This is a genomic window from Pseudorhodoplanes sp. (genome assembly GCA_032027085.1).
In the GTDB taxonomy this organism is placed as follows: domain Bacteria; phylum Pseudomonadota; class Alphaproteobacteria; order Rhizobiales; family Xanthobacteraceae; genus Pseudorhodoplanes.
Genome location: JAVSMS010000001.1, coordinates 4,268,639 through 4,287,509, shown reverse-complemented (window position 1 = coordinate 4,287,509; position 18,871 = coordinate 4,268,639). Strand labels below are relative to the sequence as shown.

The 18,871-nt window shown below is 68.6% G+C and carries 22 protein-coding genes and 1 pseudogene; all 23 read right to left on the bottom strand.

Features of this window, described 5'->3' with window-relative positions; translation table 11 throughout:
* Positions 1–21 precede the first annotated feature (21 nt).
* A complete protein-coding gene (locus RO009_20995; protein MDT3687511.1) occupies positions 22–1,761 on the bottom strand; it encodes a DUF3363 domain-containing protein in 1,740 nt (579 codons plus the stop codon).
* 244 nt (positions 1,762–2,005) lie between these two features.
* Positions 2,006–2,647, bottom strand: a complete 642-nt coding sequence (locus tag RO009_20990; GenBank protein MDT3687510.1) for a lytic transglycosylase domain-containing protein — start codon at positions 2,645–2,647, stop codon at positions 2,006–2,008.
* A gap of 139 nt (positions 2,648–2,786) precedes the next feature.
* The gene (locus tag RO009_20985) at positions 2,787–3,122 is read right to left on the bottom strand and encodes a DUF736 domain-containing protein (protein MDT3687509.1); all 336 of its coding nucleotides are present in this window, start codon (positions 3,120–3,122) and stop codon (positions 2,787–2,789) included.
* A 45-nt stretch (positions 3,123–3,167) separates the two neighbouring features.
* On the bottom strand, positions 3,168–3,713 hold the full coding sequence (locus RO009_20980; GenBank protein MDT3687508.1) for a S26 family signal peptidase: 546 nt from the start codon (positions 3,711–3,713) through the stop codon (positions 3,168–3,170).
* Positions 3,710–4,219, bottom strand: coding sequence for a DUF2840 domain-containing protein (locus RO009_20975; GenBank protein MDT3687507.1), 510 nt, complete (start codon positions 4,217–4,219; stop codon positions 3,710–3,712). Before RO009_20975 ends, RO009_20980 begins: the two co-directional genes overlap by 4 nt.
* A complete protein-coding gene (locus RO009_20970) occupies positions 4,216–4,470 on the bottom strand; it encodes a hypothetical protein (protein ID MDT3687506.1) in 255 nt (84 codons plus the stop codon). The genes RO009_20975 and RO009_20970 overlap by 4 nt, the downstream gene beginning before the upstream one ends.
* Positions 4,467–5,105 (bottom strand): ParA family partition ATPase, encoded by a 639-nt coding sequence (gene parA / locus RO009_20965; protein ID MDT3687505.1) that lies wholly within the window; start codon positions 5,103–5,105, stop codon positions 4,467–4,469. Before parA ends, RO009_20970 begins: the two co-directional genes overlap by 4 nt.
* Positions 5,106–5,313: 208 nt before the next feature.
* Positions 5,314–6,192 carry a replication initiator protein A gene (locus tag RO009_20960; protein MDT3687504.1) on the bottom strand — a complete coding sequence of 293 codons (879 nt, stop codon included), beginning with the start codon at positions 6,190–6,192 and terminating at the stop codon, positions 5,314–5,316.
* A gap of 10 nt (positions 6,193–6,202) precedes the next feature.
* Positions 6,203–6,478 carry a helix-turn-helix domain-containing protein gene (locus RO009_20955; protein MDT3687503.1) on the bottom strand — a complete coding sequence of 92 codons (276 nt, stop codon included), beginning with the start codon at positions 6,476–6,478 and terminating at the stop codon, positions 6,203–6,205.
* Between the two features lie 131 nt (positions 6,479–6,609).
* The gene (locus tag RO009_20950) at positions 6,610–6,990 is read right to left on the bottom strand and encodes a DUF2285 domain-containing protein (GenBank protein ID MDT3687502.1); all 381 of its coding nucleotides are present in this window, start codon (positions 6,988–6,990) and stop codon (positions 6,610–6,612) included.
* A 136-nt stretch (positions 6,991–7,126) separates the two neighbouring features.
* Positions 7,127–7,381, bottom strand: a complete 255-nt coding sequence (locus RO009_20945) for a DUF6499 domain-containing protein (protein MDT3687501.1) — start codon at positions 7,379–7,381, stop codon at positions 7,127–7,129.
* A 126-nt stretch (positions 7,382–7,507) separates the two neighbouring features.
* Positions 7,508–7,753 carry a DUF2285 domain-containing protein gene (locus RO009_20940; protein MDT3687500.1) on the bottom strand — a complete coding sequence of 82 codons (246 nt, stop codon included), beginning with the start codon at positions 7,751–7,753 and terminating at the stop codon, positions 7,508–7,510.
* A gap of 138 nt (positions 7,754–7,891) precedes the next feature.
* Positions 7,892–8,143 (bottom strand): helix-turn-helix domain-containing protein, encoded by a 252-nt coding sequence (locus RO009_20935; GenBank protein MDT3687499.1) that lies wholly within the window; start codon positions 8,141–8,143, stop codon positions 7,892–7,894.
* A 207-nt stretch (positions 8,144–8,350) separates the two neighbouring features.
* Positions 8,351–8,674 (bottom strand): DUF736 domain-containing protein, encoded by a 324-nt coding sequence (locus RO009_20930; protein MDT3687498.1) that lies wholly within the window; start codon positions 8,672–8,674, stop codon positions 8,351–8,353.
* Between the two features lie 577 nt (positions 8,675–9,251).
* On the bottom strand, positions 9,252–9,692 hold the full coding sequence (locus RO009_20925; protein MDT3687497.1) for a hypothetical protein: 441 nt from the start codon (positions 9,690–9,692) through the stop codon (positions 9,252–9,254).
* Between the two features lie 216 nt (positions 9,693–9,908).
* Entirely contained in the window at positions 9,909–10,403 is a 495-nt protein-coding gene (locus tag RO009_20920; protein ID MDT3687496.1) for a GNAT family N-acetyltransferase, read from the bottom strand.
* A 72-nt stretch (positions 10,404–10,475) separates the two neighbouring features.
* Positions 10,476–11,399: an SLOG family protein gene (locus RO009_20915; GenBank protein ID MDT3687495.1), complete on the bottom strand. Its 924-nt coding sequence runs from the start codon at positions 11,397–11,399 to the stop codon at positions 10,476–10,478.
* 333 nt (positions 11,400–11,732) lie between these two features.
* Entirely contained in the window at positions 11,733–12,794 is a 1,062-nt protein-coding gene (locus RO009_20910; GenBank protein MDT3687494.1) for a toprim domain-containing protein, read from the bottom strand.
* A pseudogene (locus RO009_20905) lies at positions 12,794–17,140 on the bottom strand (strawberry notch family protein). Before RO009_20905 ends, RO009_20910 begins: the two are co-directional and overlap by 1 nt.
* 137 nt (positions 17,141–17,277) lie before the next feature.
* Positions 17,278–17,520 (bottom strand): DUF6117 family protein, encoded by a 243-nt coding sequence (locus RO009_20900; protein ID MDT3687493.1) that lies wholly within the window; start codon positions 17,518–17,520, stop codon positions 17,278–17,280.
* Positions 17,517–17,942 (bottom strand): hypothetical protein, encoded by a 426-nt coding sequence (locus RO009_20895; protein ID MDT3687492.1) that lies wholly within the window; start codon positions 17,940–17,942, stop codon positions 17,517–17,519. Before RO009_20895 ends, RO009_20900 begins: the two co-directional genes overlap by 4 nt.
* 76 nt (positions 17,943–18,018) lie before the next feature.
* On the bottom strand, positions 18,019–18,213 hold the full coding sequence (locus RO009_20890; GenBank protein ID MDT3687491.1) for a hypothetical protein: 195 nt from the start codon (positions 18,211–18,213) through the stop codon (positions 18,019–18,021).
* Between the two features lies 1 nt (position 18,214).
* Positions 18,215–18,865: a hypothetical protein gene (locus RO009_20885; protein MDT3687490.1), complete on the bottom strand. Its 651-nt coding sequence runs from the start codon at positions 18,863–18,865 to the stop codon at positions 18,215–18,217.
* Positions 18,866–18,871 lie beyond the last annotated feature (6 nt).

The window sequence follows — 18,871 nt, the reverse complement described above, 5'->3', positions numbered from 1 at the left end:
TCTCCTTGGGCGATCGTCTCATCACAGGCCGATGCCCCGCTTGCGGCCGAAGCTCCAGTCGATGCCGCCGTCGCCGCGTGCGACGCCGGAGACATGGCGGCCGAGATGCTGTTCGAGCGAGGGCGACCAGGGCACGAGCTGGAAACCGAGGCCGTCGTCGAGCATCGCGAAGCGTCCAGAGGCGAGATCGAAGCGGCGGCGGTAGGTGCCCGCGACGTACTCGCTGGCATTGGATTTGACGGCCGTCCGTCCGGTCTCGGCGGCGAGGCGCTCCCTCAGCGCATCGAGCTCGCGACGCCGCAGCGTCTCGATCAGGTTGCGGCTGAAGCTGACCCCGCGGCTTTGCCGCTCGGCCAGCCCCTGGCCGATGAGATGCCCGGCGCGGCGATCAAGCGCGTCGCGAACCTCGGCGCCGAAGCCGCCGGCGCCGAGCGGGACCGGCGCACGCGCGATGGCCTGGCGGTCGAGCCAGGTGGCGCCGTTCGCCGTGATCTGCTGCTCGAGCGGAAGGTCCGACCGGACGGCGAGCGCGACGCGCCGCCGGCCCTGGGCGTCGTCGAACTTTCGCAGCTCGACGATGGAGCCTGGGGCGGAGTCCCCGGCGGCGTTGAGATCGGCGAGCCTGATGTGGTGGGTGCGGCCATCGACGCCGTCGACGACGGCGTAGGCGGTGCCCTTCAGTTCGTCGTCGAGCCCGCGCGCCAGCAAGCGGCCGACGATCGGCTCGTCCAGGCTCTCGCCGGCCAGCACGTAGCTCGCCGCGCCGCGTTCGATACTGCGCTCCGCGAGGCTGCGATGAATGCGCTTGATGATGTCGCCACGCTCGCCGAGCTCGCGCAGGCGCTTCTCGGCAGACTCAGAGATGACCCATTGGCCCGGGCCGATCTGCTCGGCGAGGCCGAGACCCTCCAGCTTGCGCAGGCGTCCGACCTTGAGCGCGTGGAACTCGTCGGGCTGGCGGCCGGCATGCGGCGCGAGATCGACGATACCGGTGCGATGGGCATCGCGCGCGAGCTGGCGGTCGAGATTGGTCCAGCGCTCGGCCTCGATCTGGCGCTCTAGCGTGGTGCGGATGTCGTGATCGGTGCGGGGGCCCAGCTCCTGGGTGATCAGGTCGCGCGCCCGGTCGCGCATGCCTTCCTTGATGTAGTCGCGCGCGACGACGAGGTTCTCGCCGTCGTCGCGAACGCCGCGGACGATCAGGTGGACATGCGGGTGCTCGGTGTTCCAGTGGTCGACGGCCACCCAGTCCAGCTTGGTGCCGAGATCCTTCTCCATCTGGCCGACCAGGTCGCGGGTGAACCGCTTGAGGTCCGCCATCTCGATCGCGTCGTCCGGCGACACGATGAAGCGGAAGTGATGGCGGTCGTCCGCGCAGCGCTCTGCGAACGCCTTCGGATCGGCTTCATCGGTGCCGGGACCGAAGAGCCGCGCCTTCTCTCCGTCCCGGGTGACGCCCTCGCGCCGCAGATAGCCGAGATGCGTCGCGAGCGGGGCGCCGCGTGCGCTGTGGCGGACGACGCGCGCCTTGACGACGGCGCCGCGCGAGCGTGACGTGATGAGCCGGTTGGCCTGGATCGAGGCGCGCTGGCCGCGGCCGAGGCGCGAGCGATGGCCGGGACCGATCGTCCCCTTGCGGGAGACGGAGCCGCCGGCGCGCTGCGCGGCGGCGAGCGCCTGGGCGATGAAGGGCCGCGCCCGCTGCGCGCGCGTCGAGCGGATGCGGCCAGGCCGGATGCGGAAGTCGTCCTCGGTGCTCATGGCCGCGGCCCCGCACATCGCGCCAAGAGCCGGAATTCATTGCAGAAGTGCCGAAGCCGCAGGCTGCGCCGGGACGGCGCACCTCGCGGTTTCGGCATGCAAGCTATTGAAAAACCACGACCGTCATGGCGCGCACATCGCGCCCCTTTATCCTGCCATCGTGCGGACGTGGTTGCGCCCTCCCGCCTCACCACACGCTCTTGTGCGCTGGGGGTCGCTACATCGCGATTGGGCAACGAGCGCGTCATTGCTGCGGGTCCGGACTCGCTTGCGCGACGAAGAGGCCGGAGGAGCGCGGTGAAAGCGCTGCCGCGTCCCGCGCTCGTGGTGCCGTCGCGTTGTCACCGCGCACGCGCTGGTCTTGCGATGGTTCTGCATTCGGACTGCCGTTCGCGCGCACGACGAACAAGGGCGAGCGAGTCCAGGCGAGCGGATCAGCGGCCGAAATTGTGGTCGCGCGCCCGAGCGGCTTGCCGCCGATAAGGGGCGCCAGCAAAGCGACATAGGCGCGGGTCTCCGCCGGCAATGCGCGTACCCCGGCGAGGTATTCGTCATAACGCTGCGGGCCCGCATTGTAGGCCGCGAGGAAGCCCGGCGATCCGTAACGGTCGTGCATCTCGCGCAGGTACGCCGCGCCAGCCAGGATGTTGTCGCGCGGATCGAACGGATCGCGGCCGAGACCGTAGCGCATGCGCAGCTCCGACCAGGTATCCGGCATGATCTGCATCAGGCCCATCGCGCCTTTGCGCGAGACGGCACGCGCATCGCCGGCGCTTTCCGCGTCCATGACGGCCCGTATCCATGCGGCGGGAACGCCGAAGCGCCACGCGGCTTCGGCGATGTAATCGGCGATCGTGTGACTGCTCGGAGCACGTGCGTCAGGCACGCTCTGCGCAAGCGCAGCGCCGGTGACCGGCCCGACTGTTAGCAGGCCGGAAAGGAGAAGTGCGGGAAGACGCCGGACGAGCGAGCGTCGCCCGGCGGCCTCACTCCGTCTCCGCGAAATCAAGCGGACGAGCATCGCCTCAGTCCCGCTCCGGCCGCTTCTGGGGACGGTTCCAGTGCAGGCCCCAGACAGACTTTGCGTCGCCCGACTGAAACAGATTGGCGCGGATCGGCTGGCTGAGCGCCGGGTCGTCGATCTGGACGGAGACGTAGTCGCCCGCCTTCTCGCCGGTACGCTTCCATCCGGCGCCGATCTCGGGTCCGTTGCTGTCACCGAGATGGACGCGATAGTCCGGCGCGTTCTCGGCGTCGGAATGTTCGGCCGGAATGAGCACGATCTCACTGTTCAGAGTGAGCGTGCGGACATGGCCGGTATAGCCGTTCTTGGTGCGTGTAAACTCTCCGATCTGTGGCATTGAAAGCTCCCTATGTGCGGTGAAGGGGACGTGCTTGGCGCGCCGTCACCGCGTTGCGGCGTGCCATTGGAAGCGGCCGTCGCCGTCCTCGTCGGTCCACAGCGGGACCGCGCGGCCGATGATCGTTTTGGTGGCGAGCGGGCCGAAGTAGCGGCCGTCCATGCTGTCGGGAGCGGCCCAGTTCATCAGGAAGATTTCGCCGTCGACGATGCGGCGGCAGCCCTGCCAGGACGGCAAGACACGGCCGGCGCGGTCGCGCGCCAGCGCCTCGCCCATGTCGATGCCGTCGATCGTGATGTGTGCGCCGTCGCGGCAGACCTGCTGGCCAGCAATGGCGGCGACGCGCTTCATCAGCGGCACGCCGCGCGGCAGATAGCGGCGTTCGGCCATGAAGGAGGCGAGCGGCTCGGGCGTCTCGACCGCGACCAGGTCGGTGACTTCGAGATGACGCGCCGGCGCGATGGAATAGAGGCCGAGCGGCACGCTGGCCGACGCGTTCCAGATGAGCTTCGGGACGACCGGAAGGAAGGAGAGGACGCCGACCGCCAGCACGGTGAAGGAGGTCGTCACGATGTAGCCGAAGCGCGTCACGGCTCGACCCTCCGCCGCAGAAGGATCGCGCGATGCTGCTCGACGGTGTAGCTGCGCGGCTCCTGGCCGGCGGTCAGGCGGTTGTGGACGTGGCGCCAGTGATGCGGCGACACCTCGCTCGGGTCAATGCCGATCGCCTCGATCGCATCGACGATCTGGAGGACGCGCGCGACCTTCGGCCAGCCCTCCATCTTGAGAAGGATGTCGCCGCCGGGCCGCACGAAGGGCAGCGTCTGATAGCGCTCGCCCGGTGCGATCGCGCGCACGATGTCGATGCGCGAGATGATGGTGCCGTGGTCGTTGGAGGCCCAGCGCACGAAGGCGAAGACGCTGTTGGGCGCGAAGGCGAGCACGCGGCGGCGCCGGTCGAGGATCTGCTCGTCCTTCTCCTTGCCGAAGCGGATCCAGTATTCGACCTTCTTCTCGATCCAGGTCAGCTCGACGCGTGTCAGGCCGTCGGCGGGAAGCGGCGACGGCACGAGGCGCAGGTGGGGCGCACCGTTCATGGCTGGTCTCCTTCGGCTGGAGGAAATTCGCGGGCGAGCAGGTCGCGCAGCATGTCAGCGACGGTCAGGCCGCGCTGGAAGGCTGCGATCTTGATGCGGCCGCGCAGCGCTGGCGTGATGTCGATCGTCAGCCGCGCGGTGAATGCGGCCGCGTCGCCGTTGCCGCTGGAGCGCGGTTCCGGTGTCTTGATCCAGCGTTCGGGATCGGCCGGCCGCGCGATGAAGGCGCGTTTGGAAGAGCGCTGCGTCATCGCGCCAGCCTCCCGACTTCGGCCGCAAGAGCGGTGATCTCGCGCGCCGCCGGACTTTCCGTGTGTGCTTCCCAGACGAGGCGGCCGGACTGCGCGGCCTCGGCGAAGGCGACACGCTGACCGATTTTGGAGGCGAGCAGCGGCGGGTCGTGATCGGCGAGGGTGAGCGCGGTCTCGCGCGCGATGACAGTGCGAGCGGCGCATCGATTGAGGACGAAGCGGGCGACGAGCTGGGGGCGATAGATGCGCGCCTCGCTCAGCAGCGTGAGCATCTCGGCCGATCCCCAGCCGTCGAAGGGCGACGGCTGCACCGGGATCAGGACGATGTCGGCCGCGAGCAGCGCCGAGCGCATGAGCCCGGCGACGCGGGGCGGACCGTCGATGACGATGTGATCGGCATTGCGCGCAAGCTCGGGCGCTTCGCGATGAAGCGTGTCGCGCGCCAGGCCGATGACGCCGAACAAGCGCGGCAGGCTCTCGCGGGCGCGTTGCTGCGACCAGTCGAGAGCGGAACCCTGCGGGTCGGCATCGATGACGGTGACACGCTGGCCGCGTCGCGCCCACTCACCGGCGAGGTGGAGGGCGAGCGTCGTCTTGCCGACGCCGCCCTTCTGGTTGAGCAGCGCGACGATCATGGCGCCGCCTCCCGTTGGCGGCACTCGTCCACAAGTGTGGAACGCGGAGCGGCCGTTAGAAAGATTCCAAAGGAATCCTGGTTAGAAGAGTTAGGCCGCGCGCATTGCTTTGAATCGACGCTCGGATTCGATGAATCCGGTCCCCGATAGCACGAGGATCGGGTCCCCGATGGCACGACAGGCCGGGTCCCCGATAGCACGACACGATTCACAGCTTATCCCCAGCGCGCGAGGTCCCGCGCGGCCGCAGCGGAGCGAGGGCCGCGGAAGCGACGGGAACGAATGCGAGGCGTTCTGGGGCGTCCGGCGGCTGCTCGATGGTCAGCCGGTAGCCGGGCAGCGTCTGCCGGCGGACGATCTCGCGCAGGTCGTAGGCGAAGTGTTTGAGCGGCGAGAGGCTGCCGGACTTCGCGTGGAGATACGCGATGTCGAAGCTCCAGCCGGACGGCTGGCGGCCACCGTGCTTGCGCACCAGGCGGTAGAGCCAGCGCTCCAGTCCGCCGGTCAGGCGGAAGTAGGCGCGGTCGATCGTCAGCACGAGGGCGTCGTCGAGCACGGCCGCGTAGAACCAGTCCGGCACGATCAGCTCGAGGCCGAGCGGACGGCCGTGCGCGTCCGCTCGCTCTTTCCATTCGTTGATCCAGGAGAAGCGATGCATCCGCCGTTCGGTCGGCTGGCGGATCGACGTCGCCACGGTGGTCGACTGCAAGCGGTCGAGAGCGGCTTTCAGCCGGTCATAGTCGCGCACGCTCACGCCGCGGCCGATGAAGGAGAGGATCTCGTAGGGCGTCGCCGCCATCAGGCGTGACGGCCGCAGGCCGAGATCGCGCGCCTCGACGATCTGCGAGGCCGCCCAGATCAGCACGTCGGCGTCCCAGATGGTCGCCATTCCGTGCTCCGGGACCGCTTCGACGCGGATGACAATCGGGCCGGCCTTGAAGTCAATCGGCGTCAGCCGCTTCGACTTGGCGAGCGAGAAGAACGGATAGGCCATGAGGTCCTGCGCGTCGCGTGGCGCGAGGTCGCCCGGCAGCGCCCGGAAGAGATCGAGCTGCTCCCGCTCGCCATTGCGTCGCGCCGAGGACATGGCCCGTACCTCAACGGCGGTCCCGGCCGGCCTGCACCGGGGCCGGGCCGTGGCGCTTCGCCGGCAGCACCGAGCCGCGCGGGTCGGACGTCGATGTGACCGCGCCGCGGTCGGCCCAGGCCTTGAGATCGTCGAGGGCATAGACGACGCGGCCCCCCAGCTTTCGATAAGCGGGACCCGTGCCGTAGGTGCGATGCTTCTCGAGTGTCCGGCTGGAGAGGCCGAGGAAGTCGGCGGCCTCCGGCGTCCGCAAGAAGCGCGGCGGAAAGCCGGCCAGATTCGTCATGTCGCACCTCCGGGCGTTCGTTCAGGTCGCCGGCGAGGTCCGGCGAACGGCGGCCACGGTGGCGGAGGGGCACTGCGTTGGGGGATGGCGAAGATGCGGGTGCTAAAATCGCACGCCTGCGGCGGCCCGAGCTATGGGCGGCGGCGCCGGCGCAGGAGGGAGCGATAGCCGCCGGCGATCAGCGCGAGGCCGTCCTTCACGAGGTCGATGGTCGCGTCGCGAAGGGCGGAGGTCTTCCAGGGAGCATCAGCAACGCGCGCGGCGCCGAAGATGGCCTCGGCGATCTCGCGATAGCTCGCGCCCTCGTGGCGGCCGTCGACGGCCTGCAGCATGCGGCGAAGCCGACGTCGTTGCTGGCTCGTCAGCCTCGCGTCGGCCGGGACGCGCCGGCCGTTGATGGCCCGCCAGAGGCGGGCGACTGCCTCGATCCGGTCAAGCCCGTCGGGTCCCAGCGAAACCAGGGCCACGAGCGGGCCCGCCGGCGAAGCATCGGACAGGAGCAGGAGCCGCACGGCCCTCGGCCCGCGGCCATGGACGAAGCTGAGCCCGTCGGGGCTGGCGCGCGCGGTATCCGGATCGAGTTCGGGAAGGACGGTGCTCTCGACGGTCGATGCGGCAGGAACGGTCGTGAGAATAACTGTGCCCGGGTCAATGTCTGGCGCCCAGAATACGGTCGCTGCGGTCGCGTCGAGCGCCGGGTCGATCGCGAAAGCGCAGCCCCCAGCGCCGCTGGATTGCCGCGGCAAGGTGCTCGGTCGCGTCGGGGGAGCGCGTGCTTTCGGCAAAATCCCGTTGATAGACGGCGTTGCGCCTCAGGCATTCCCAGGCAAGGTCAGGCGCGACCAGCTGATCCATGTAGTCGTAGGTGTCGGACGAGCGCCAGCGCGATGTGTCGGGCCCCATTCTGCTTCCTCCCCCGACCCGCAGGCCGGGCGCGTGCGAAGGAGCTGTACGATTGCGAGGCCATCGGAGTTGGGGAAGTCCCGTTTTGCGCAACACGCGATGCCGTGACGGCATCACGGATGGGCATCACTTGTCCGTCTCACGGGCGAGTTGCCGGTAGCCTTGCTCGGTCATCCAGCGGGCGCGCGCGAGATGACTGCGGTGCACGCGGCTGGCGCGTTCCGGTTCTTTTGCGGGATCGATCCCGAAGAGGACCTCGACCGCCTCGCGCCAGTCAGCGCCGTCCGTTTCGGCGTCGAGCAGGCGCAGATAGAGCTTCATGTGCGCGCGGTCGTAGCTGGTCAGAACGGCGCTCTGCGGCGGTTCGTCCATGAACGGATCGTGTGTCAAATTGAACCCCGCGGGCCGACGCTGGCGCGCGTCGACGAGCTGCTGACGCTACGCCCACGGGCGCTGAGCGCAAGGCGACGCGTCGGCACGAAGGATCGATGCCCGCGGCGCCCCGCGGCATCATCGGTTTTTGCGGGTCTCGACCTTCGCGCGGACAAGCATCACTCCTTCGCCCTGGTCTGACGACAGGAAGACGATGCCGTTGGCCTCCAGCGTGCGACGGACCTGATCTTCCGTCGACTCGTAAACGGCGCGATGGCCCGACTCCAGGCGCTTCAGCGCCGTCAGCGATACCAGGGCCTTGTCGGCGAGCGTCTCCTGCGTCCATCCCAGCAGCGCGCGAGCGGCCCGCGATTGTCGGGCGGTGATCATGCATGATCACCTCCCACCGGGCCGATCGAGCGTGCCAGAACTACGACTAAAATAGTCGCTCTTGGCCAACGAGGCGAGCAAAATTGGCAGCCAAAGACGGGAAGTTGGGCGAATCGCGCCGAACCGATTCGGTCGCCCCGCCGTGTCGGCTGCAACGAGCTGGCCTAGCCCCGCCCGGCTGTCCGGGCGGGGCCTGGGGCTTGCGCCTCATTCGCCGTTGCGGCGGTTCGGGCGGGACCAGATCAGGCTGTAGCCGTCGCCGTCCTCATCGTCGAAGAGGTTGGCGTAGATCGGGGCGGTGAAGCTCGGATCGTCGAGCTTGAGGCCCAGATAGTCGCGGCCCTCGTTGGAGCGCTTGGCCCAGGCGGCGCCGATCTCGACGCGGCCCGCGAAGACGCGGTGGCTGGGGGCGTTCTCGCCGGAGCGGTTGGCTTCGGGGACGATGCGGACGTTCTTGGCCTGGACGCTGAGGGTGACGATCTGGCCGACGAACTCGTTGCCGGACTTCTTGAAGGTGCCGATGGTCGCCATGATGGTTCTCCTTGATGTCTGTTTCGAGCCCGCACCATTGCGGCCTCGATGGCGATCGGCAGGCCGCAGGCGATCGACGCCGCACCTGCTTGCAGGCCGCAGCGCAGCGGAGGATGGCGGCCGGGAGACTTTCTTGTTTCGCGAGGAATGGGCGCAGCCCAGGGGAAGAAAGTCGATCGGCGCCATTGCGGCATAGGCGATCGAGGCGAAGCCGGCGTGCGGCCAGATCAGCCCATCAAAGAGGCCGCATGGAGCGCTCGATCAGGCAGAGAGGATCAAGGAGAACCTGGCGACTCCATCGTGCAACCGAGGGGGTCGGCGGCGTCGGTGCACGGCGCTCATCCCGCGTCGAGGCGACCGGCCGCATCGATGCTCCCGATAAGCAGGGACAGGCGTTCGACCAGCCCGATGCCTTCGAGGGCATGGAGATCTGTCACGCGGCCAAAACCGCGTTCCAATGCGGTCCGCGACCTTGGGTTCAGCGCGATCCGGCGCTTTTCCACCCCCGAATTGCCAACAGGCGAGGAGGAGCGCACAGGCGGCGTGACCTGGTCACGCCCAGACCGCTGAAAAGGCCTCAGGCGCGCGCCACGCCCTGGCCGGTCCCACCGGGCGGGGCCAGCGTCGCCAGCCGCGCGAAGGCGGTGATGCCGACGACGACGGCTCCGACCAGCGAGAAGACGACCTGCCAGGTTTCCGAGGGCATCGTGTGCTTCACGATGCCATGTGTCGCGTGATAGCCGGCGATGGCGGCCGGCGCGACGAAAGCGGCGGCAATCATGAGCCGCAGCCAGAGCGGCCTAACGAATGCGAGCAGGAGGTGGCCGGCAAGGAGGGTGGCGAGGCCCGCGACGGCCCCAAAGGCGATTCCGCCGAGCCAGCCGGCGCCTGTACCATAGGCCCAGGCGCCTGCCGTGACGCCCGCGAACAGCGGCAGCGCGTAAACCGCGAGATAGAACAAGAGACAGCAGATGACGCCGATGACGGCGATGCTGGCGAGCACGTTGAGAACAATCATGGGGGTGGTCTCCGTGAGACAAGGATCTGACGGTCGCGCCTTCCACCACCACCACGGCACATTGGTAGTGTAGCCGAAAATAGGGCGTCTGTGCGAGCCGGATCGCGCGGTAAGCTCCGCGGTCTGGCTGCCGCACACGTTGAGCCAACGAACGCTATGGTTGATCTCGCAAAGGATGGCGTCCTAGCGGCTATTGGCCGGTTCGACTGAAGGAGTTCACATTTGGGGCCTGTTTGGGTTCCGCGTCATAAGGAGGACGCGTCCCCATTGCGTCTCGGTCGGCCCGCTGACAACGACGAAGCCTGCCTTCTCGTTCGCCCGAATGGCGGCATGATTGTCGGGATGTGGGTCTATTCCAAGCGCCGGTGCGCCACGGCTCATGAGAACATCTGAGTGCTGGCGCAGCAGTCGCGAGCCATGACCCAGACCAACCAGTTCGGGGTCGCCGATATACATGTCGATGCCACGTGAGCCGGGAGGCAGGAAATCGAAGTGGTGAGGTGACCATGCGTGGACATCGTAGTCATGAATATAAGCAAAGGGCTGGGATCCAAGCATAGCGATCCACATGGCTATGCGGGTGTCGTTCAATTCGTCGGCGTCTGGGCCGGCGCCACCAAACCAACGCGCCACGTGAGGTCTTGACGACCACTTGGCCAGCAACGGCAGATCGCTCACATCGACAGGCCGAAGTTCGTAGTGCGGTTGCATGCTTCCTCTCATAACTCTGCCCGATGCCATTTGGCAGAGAGTCGACGGTGCAAGTTACTTGACTGGCGGCGCTCACGCGCCGCCGAACCGCCAGACCGGAATGCCGAGCTTGCGGGCCTTGTCGGCGAGGTTCTCCTGGATGCCGGTGCCGGGGAAGATCATTACGCCGATCGGCAGCACCTCCAGCATGGCGTCGTTGCGCTTGAAGGGTGCGGCCTTGGCGTGCTTCGTCCAGTCCGGTTTGAAGGCGATCTGCGGCACGTTGCAGTGATCGGCCCAGCGCGCCGCGATGCGCTCGGCGCCCTTCGGCGAGCCGCCGTGCATGAGCACCATGTCCGGGTGCTTGGCGTGCACCTGGTCGAGCTTGGCCCAGATCAGGCGATGATCGTTGAAGTCGAGCCCGCCGCTCAGCGCGACCTTCGGGCCGGGCGGCAGCATGACCTCGGTCTCGGCGCGCTTCTTCGCGGCGAGGAAGTCGCGGCTGTCGATCATCGCTGCGGTCATGGCGCGGTGGTTGACAAGCGAGCCGCTGCGCGGCCGCCAGGCCGAGCCGGTGTGGCGCTCGAAATGCTCGCAGGCCTGGTCGCGCATCAGCTCGAAGGCGTCGCGGCGCTCGATGAGCGTCTGTCCCTCGGCGATGAGCCGCTCCAGCTCGACGGACTTGATCTCGGTGCCGTCCTGCTCCTGCTGGCTCCGGCGCTGCGCCTGCTCGTTGTCGTCGAGCTCGCGCGCGATGCGGTCGGCGGCGCGGTGGAAGATGTTGACGGTCGACCAGAGCAGGTCCTCGAGATCGGGCTCGAGGCGGGTGTCGCCGAGCGTGGCAACAAGAGCGTCGAAGATGTCGGCGATGGCCCCGGCAACGGCATTGCCCTCGGGAAGCGGGCGCGGGTCGGGTTCGTCCTGGAAGGGGCGGAAGCCGTAGAGCTGAAGCTCGGTCAGGACGTGATCGGTCGGGGAGGAGCTGTGGTGGGGCTCGAAGTCGTCGTCGCTGGTCATGGGATGCTCCGTCGCTGGATTGGCCGCGACCCTCGCGGCCTTCATGGCGACGGAAGACGGCGGGCGGGCCGGCTCTGCACCCGGAGCGAAGCGGAGGGCCGAAGCGCCAGCGGAGGATGGCGAAGGCCGGCTATTTTGCTTGGCGATGCAAAGGCGCGTCAGCGCCGGCGGAAAATAGCCGGCCGCAGCCATTGCCGGGCCGGGCCGCTTGCCGTCCCGTTCGCCTCTCAGGAAGGCCGCGGGCGCGGCTCTGTCCCGGCCCGAGGAGCATCGCCGCCGGCGTGACGGCGAGCCCCATCATCCGTTCCGGCCGCACGTCCACGTTCATCAGAGCTACGCGGCCTCGGCCATGAAGCGGGCGGCATCCCGGGCCGCGATCTGCGCCCGAAGGGCGGCTTGCAGCGCGGCGGGGCCGAGCATGCGGAGATCCTCGTTGAAATCGGCGAGCCTGGGCGACAGCACGATCGCCTCGATGCCGTCGCCGGACGCGCGCTCGATCAGCGTCGCCATCGCTCCATCGCCGGCCGGATCGTCGTCGCGCGCGATGTAGAGCCGGCGCAGTGTGTCGGCGAAGAGGATGGCCGAGAGATGGGCGGCCGAGAGGGCGGCGACCATCGGCATGCCGGGGAGCGCCACCCTGAGAGAAAGCATGGTCTCGATGCCTTCGCCGGCGGCCATGATGTCGCCCGCCACGCCGAAGCGGACGGCGTGTCCGAGAAGATCGCCCATCGCGCGGCGCGGCGTGTCGATCGGCGCCTTGCCGAGGCGGACGGGGTCGAAGCCGTCGGGATCGAGCCAGGTGCGGTGCGCCCCGGTGAGGCGGCCATCGAGATCGGTGACGGCGGCGATCATGGCGGGCCAGGTCTCCGTGGCGGAATGCTCGTCCGGCCGGTAGTAGCAGCGCGGGTGGAAGCGCAGCGATCCGGTTCCGTGTAAAGACGTAATGCCGCGCCGGCGGAGATATGTCTCGGCGAGCGTGCCGTGGATCGGCCGCGACATGGCGAACAGCCGCCGCGCGGCTTCCGGCGAACCCGTTGGGGCTGGCTGGATGGCGCGACGATGTTCGTGCGCTTGCGGTTCGGGTTGCGGCAGGCTGAGGAAGGCGCGCGCCTCCCTCGCGACGTCCGCGAAATCCACGAGGCCGCAGGTCTCGCGGATGACGTCGAGCAGGTCGCCGTGCTCGCCGGTGGCGGCGTCGGTCCACTTGCCGGCCGCGCCCTTGCCGCTCCCCGGGCCGATGAGGCGCACGAACATCGAGCGGCCGGGCGTGTTGCGCACGTCGCCCACCATCCAGTAGCGGCCTTCGCGATGACCGTTGGACAGATAGTGGCGGCACACCGCTTCGGCATTGCGCGCGAGCCGGCGTGCCAGTTCGGAAGCGTCGAGTCGGGACATCACACCGCCTCCCGTTCGCCGACGCGCTGGATCGGATAGCGGTCCAGCACCCTCGCGAGGATCGCGGGGCCGCTGGCGTCGGTGGGCACGAACATGCGCAGCTTCCACGAGATGATCTCGTGAAAGAGCCCGTAGGCCGTGAGCCGCTCGCGCATGGTGTCGGTGAAGCCCGCCAGCTCGATGCGATGGCCGCCCATCAGGCGGACACGGCGAAGCTGAAGACCCTCGGCGAGGTCGATGACGGTCTTGCCTTCGATCAAGGCGGCGAAGGCGTCGTCCGGCGTCAGCGAAGGCAGGCCGGTCGCGGTGGCCGCCCAGGCCGGGGAGACCTTGCGGCCGATGATGCGCTCGCCGTCGTCGGTCTGCAGGCGATAGACGCGCGTCGACTCGTTCGGGAGCCGCTTCCAGATCGGCAGCAGCAGGCCCGAGACCATGTGCAGGGTGGAGTCGGTGAACGCGGGCACCTCGGCCAGTTCGGCCGTCCAGGCGGCCGCGAAGCTCGCCTCGTCGGCATCCTGCCAGTGGCTCTCCGCCATCGTGCGGACGGGCACGTTCGGTGCTTCCATCGGCCGGATCAGGCGGACGCGGTACTCGACTTCGCCGTCGTCGATCATGACGGATGGGGCATGGACCTGCACGGCCGCACGGCCGGACCGCGCGTTGACAAGAAGCCGCGCGCCGCGTTCGCGCAGCCGGCTCAAGGCTTCGTCGAGCGTGACGGGCCGGTTGCGCTGGCGCTGCGTGATGGTGAGGAGCCGCGTCTCGGCGCCCGTGCCGGGATGGGTATAGATCGTCTGCCGGCCGGTGACGACGAAGCTCTCGGCGCGCAGCGTCTCCAGACCGACATCGTAGGTGCCCGCGGCGATGGCGCCCTCGATGCGGGCGTTGAGGAGCTGCTCGAACGCGGTGAAGAGCACGCCCTGGAGATCGATGGTCAGCGCGAGCATACGGTTGAGGAACGTGCTGATGCCCGGCAACTGGTCCTTGAGCCCGCTCGTATCGGTGAGCGTCAGGCCGGTGGCCGCCTCGAACCGTTCGAGCGAGCAGCCCTCGATCCTGCCGCGGGCGAGCAGATGATAGAGCTGGCGCAAGGCGTCGCGCGCATAGTGGGACTCCAGATTGTCCTCCGGCCGGAACAGGCCCTGGCCGGCGGTCTCGCGCTGGCCGCGCGTGATCGCGCCGAGCGTATCGAGCCGGCGCGCGATGGTGCTGAGGAACCGCTTCTCGGCCTTGACGTTCGTCGCGACCGGCCTGAACAGCGGCGGCTGCTTCTGGTTGGTCCGGTGCGTGCGGCCGAGGCCCTGGATGGCGGTGTCCGCCTTCCAGCCGGGCTCGAGCAGGTAGTGCACGCGCAGGCGCGTATTCCTCGCGGAAAGTTCGGCGTGGTAGCTGCGCCCGGTGCCGCCGGCGTCGGAGAAGACCAGGATGCGCTTGTGGTCATCCATGAAGGCCTGCGCCTCGGCGAGGTTGGCGGACGCCGCGCGCGTCTCGACGACGAGACGATCGCCTCGGCCGGCACTGCCCGGCTTGCGGACGATGCGGCGGGAGCGCCCCGTCACTTCGGCCACCCTGTCGGCGCCGAAGTGCTGGACGATCTGGTCAAGCGCGCCGGGAACGGGCGGCAGGCTCGCGAGCCTGGCGATCAGAGCGTCACGACGTGCAACCGCTTCGCGGCTCTCGACCGGCTGTCCGTCGCGATAGACCGGACGCGACGACAGCTTGCCCTCGCTGTCGGTGTAGGGCTCGTAGAGCTGGACCGGGAAGGAATGAGCGAGGTAGTCGAGGACGTATTCCCGCGGGGTGATGTCGACGCGGACGTCGTTCCATTCCTCGGTCGGCAGCTCGGCGAGGCGGCGCTCCATCAGGGCCTCGCCCGTCGAGACGATCTGGATGACGGCGGCATGGCCTTGCTCGAGATCGCGCTCGATCGCGCGGATCAGGGTCGGGGTCTTCATGCTGGTGAGCAGGTGCCCGAAGAAGCGCTGCTTGGCGCTCTCGAAGGCCGAGCGCGCGGCGGCCTTGGCCTGCCGGTTCAGCGTGCCCGATCCGCCCTCGCTGCCGCCGGTGATGTTGGCCGCCCGCATGGCCGCATCGAGGTTGTTATGAATGATCGCGAAGGCGTCGGCGTAGGCGTCATAGATGCGCATCTGCTCGGGCGTCAGCGCGTGCTCGACCAGCTCGTATTCGACGCCGTCGAAGGAAAGCGAGCGGGACGTGTAGAGCCCGAGCGCGCGCAGGTCGCGGGCGAGCACCTCCATGGCGGCGACACCGCCGGCTTCGATCGCCTCCACGAACTCCGCGCGCGTCGAGAACGGGAAGTCATCGCTCCCCCAGAGGCCGAGCCGCTGCGCATAAGCGAGATTGTGCACGGTGGTCGCGCCGGTGGCGGAGACGTAGACGACGCGTGCGTCCGGCAGCGCGTGCTGGAGCCGCAGGCCCGCGCGGCCCTGCTGTGAGGGCTCCTGATCGCCGCGTTCGCTCCTGGCGCCGACCGCGTTCTGCATGGCATGGGCTTCGTCAAAAATGATCACGCCGTCGAAATCCGGGCCCAACCATTCGACGATCTGCTTGACGCGGGAAAGCCTTTCGCCGCGGTCGTCGGAGCGCAGCGTGGCATAGGTTAGAAATAGGATGCCTTCCCGCAGCGTGATTGGCTTGCCCTGCGGGAAGCGGGAAAGCGGCGTGATGAGGAGGCGCTCCATGCCGAGCGCGGACCAGTCCCGCTGCGCATCCTCGATCAGCTTGTCGCTTTTCGAGATCCACACCGCCTTGCGGCGGCCCCGCAGCCAGTTGTCGAGGATGATGCCGGCGGCCTCGCGCCCTTTGCCGACCCCGGTGCCGTCGCCAATCATGAAGCCGCGCCGGAAGCGGACCGCGCCCTCGGCGTCCTCGGCGGCGGCGGTGACGACGTCGAAGGTCTCGTCGACGGTCCAGGCGCCGGAGAGATAGCCGGAATGCGCCTCGCCGGCATAGATCACGGTTTCGAGCTGGGTGCCGGAGAGCAGGTTCAGGATGTTCGCCGGCAGGCGCGGCCGGTAGCTCGGTTTGGGCGGCGCGACCGAGGCCATGGCTGCCGACTGGACGAGCTGGGTCGGATGGTCCTGAGCGCCGGGAATCCGGATGCTCTAGAGCGCGTAGTCCTCGTAGATGGAATCGGAGAGGCGCGTGCCTTGCGGTGGCGTCCAATCGACGGTCTCGTAGGTGAGTTCGACACCTTCAGGCTCGGCGAGGCTCAGCCGCGTTGCAGCTTGTGCGGCGCGTGGGAGGTAGCGGCGAACGGTGCGGGGCGTCGTGACAGCCGGCAGACCGACGGAGGCATCGAGCGGCAGTCGCGCGGGAACGTGCTCCGCGATCCAGGCAATCAGTGTGGCGACGTCCGGCGCGATGCCGGGCGCATCCGGCAGCCTCGTCGGATCGTCGGCCGGCTGCTTGTCGATGACGGTGAGCCGCGTCGGAAAAGTCGTGCCATGCCTGGAATAGACGCGGCCGTCGATGGCCGCGGAGAAGACGACACGGCCGCGCTCCTGCAGCCGGACATAGGCGTCGCGCCAGGCCGGTGCGTCGGGCGCAAAATTGGCGCCGGTGATCGCGACCAGGCGGCCGCCATCGGCGAGCCGCGCCAGCGCCGAGGCGATATGGCGGAGCGCTGCGTCCGCCATGCGGCCTTGCACATTCACCATTACCGAGAACGGCGGGTTCATGATGACGACGCTCGGCACGATGGCGGCGTCGAGGTGGTCGTGAATCTGCGCGGCGTCATGCCGGCTCACGGCGATGTCCGGAAAGAGGAGGGAGAGGAGGCCGGCGCGGGTCCCCGCCAGCTCGTTGATGACGAGCGATCCGCCCGCGATCTCGGCGAGGATGGCGAGCAGGCCGGTGCCGGCCGAAGGCTCGAGCACGCGGTCGGCTGGCGTGACCGCCGCGGCCGTCGCGACCGCGAGGCCGAGCGGGATCGGCGTCGAGAACTGCTGGAGGGCCTCGCTCTCGGCCGAGCGGCGCGTATGCGTCGGCAGGAGGCCGACGATCTTCTCCAGCATGGGGAGGGCCAGGGCCGGAGAACCGGCCTTGCGCAAAAGCGCCTTTCCGTATTTGCGGAGAAACAGGACGGTCGCCGCCTCGCAGGCGTCGTAGGCCGTTTTCCAGTCCCAGGCGCCGGACGCGTCGGAGGCGCCGAAGGCCTGCTCCATCGCAGCGCGAAGGGTTGCCGCGTCGACCTGACGGCCGTGTTCGAGATGCGGAAGGAGATGGTGCGCGGCTGCGCCGATGCAGCGAGCGATATCGGAGGGAGACGCAAGCGGCGACGCCGCGACCGCGGGCGCGGCCGCGAGAGCGGTGGACGGGGTCATGTCGGGGAACCTCTGGGAGAGCGGAGACGGGCGAGCCGGCCGGCGCTCTCTCTGGACCGCACCGGCTCAAACCCGTCCCGGCCAGGCTCTCCCTCTCGTCACGCAGCCTTCACCGCGCGCCGCCACGCACGCGAGGATCAGGGGGTCGGCTCGTCCGGCAGGGTTGCCGATGGCGGCACGTAGGCGTCGAAGGGGTTGCCGTCAGCGAGATGGCCGAACGGCGTGAACACGAAATCCGTGCCGTCGCGCCCCACGGCGCAGATGACGTAGCGCGGCTCGCCGGTGACGGCGTCGGTGCATTCCATGAGTGCGAGGTTGCCGTCCGCCGCCGCTCGCAGCAGCGTCGCAAAATTCGCCCGCGCGTGGTCGGGGATGCTCATCGCGCACCTCGCTTTCCGCGCTCGCTCGACAAGGTGCGGTCGAGCCAGCCATTGGTCGCGATCCAGGCGACGGTCTTGCGGCGGCCGAGATCGAGCACATGCGCGCCACCGCCGAAGGCGTTCACGCGCGGACGCGAGCAGGTGGTCGCCCATTGGAAGCCCCACCGTCCGGTGAGGCCGAATTCCTCGGCGCAGCGGAGCACGAATTCGATGACAGCCTGAGGATCGCCGGTCGTGTCATCGCGAATCCAGAGCTGCGTTCCGCCATGCTCGGGCTGGATGGAAAGAAGAAACGCCTCGGATGGCGGGTCCTCGGCGGTGTTCTCCTCCATCATGCGATTGTAGAGATCGAGCGCACGCGCGGCGTTCTCCGGCGTGCGGACATCGAGAAGGCAGGAGAAGTGCGTGAAGAAGTCGGCCATGTCAGGCTCCTGAAACGACGAAGCCCGGCGCGATCGCCGGGCAGATTGAAGAAAGAAGGGTTGGCGGTTGTCGGCGTCAGAGCCGGAATTCGGCGACGAGCCGCTGCGCATTGGCGTGATGCTCCAGCATCTCGCGGTAGAAGCGCTTGCGGGCCTCCCGCTTCGCCGTATCACGCCGCGCCGATCGTGTGAGCTTGCGCCGTGCCGCGCGGATCACCGTGCGGTCGCTGGCCCAGACCGTGACGCCGAGGCGGAGATAGGTGCCGTACATCTCAGCCTCCCTTCGAATTCTTGACGGCTCGCAGGGTGGCGAGCGCTGCGCGGAACTCGGCGGCGCCGATTTCCTCCGAGAGATCGATGCTGACGGCGACGGACACGCAGGCGGCGTGAATGTCACCGTCCGACACAGCGTGCAGGCTGAGACTCGCGAACTCGGGATCCGTCTCGACGATCGCGGCGGTCTGGTCGCGAACGCGGTCTTCCTGGAGCTGCGCGAGGACGTGACGTGGGCGTGGAGCCGTGACGGGTTCGTCGGGATCGCGGGCGCCCTCGATGATCGCCTCGGCCTTCGCGACCGCGGCGTTCGCCCGTGCGAGCCAATAGGCGTCCGTCCCTCGCTGGGTGACCTGGTCCGCAACGACGATCTTGAGGAGGCCGAATAACACCTCGAAATGCGCGGCCTTGCGCTGGACGGTCTCATCGAAGTGCGACGGGACCGGGACGGTCTCACCCGAATAGGCGTCGGCCCCGAGCCAGATGCCGGTGACGTAGGTTTCGCCGGCGGCCTCGTAGTCGAGCTTCTCGTCGGACCAGTCGTCGTCCTCGATGGCTTGGCGGCACGCTTCTGCCGGCGTCGCGGCGTGATAGGTGCGGTGCCGGTAGACCGGCACGCGGTAGGTCGTTTCGACGGTGTAAGCGGGCATGACAGG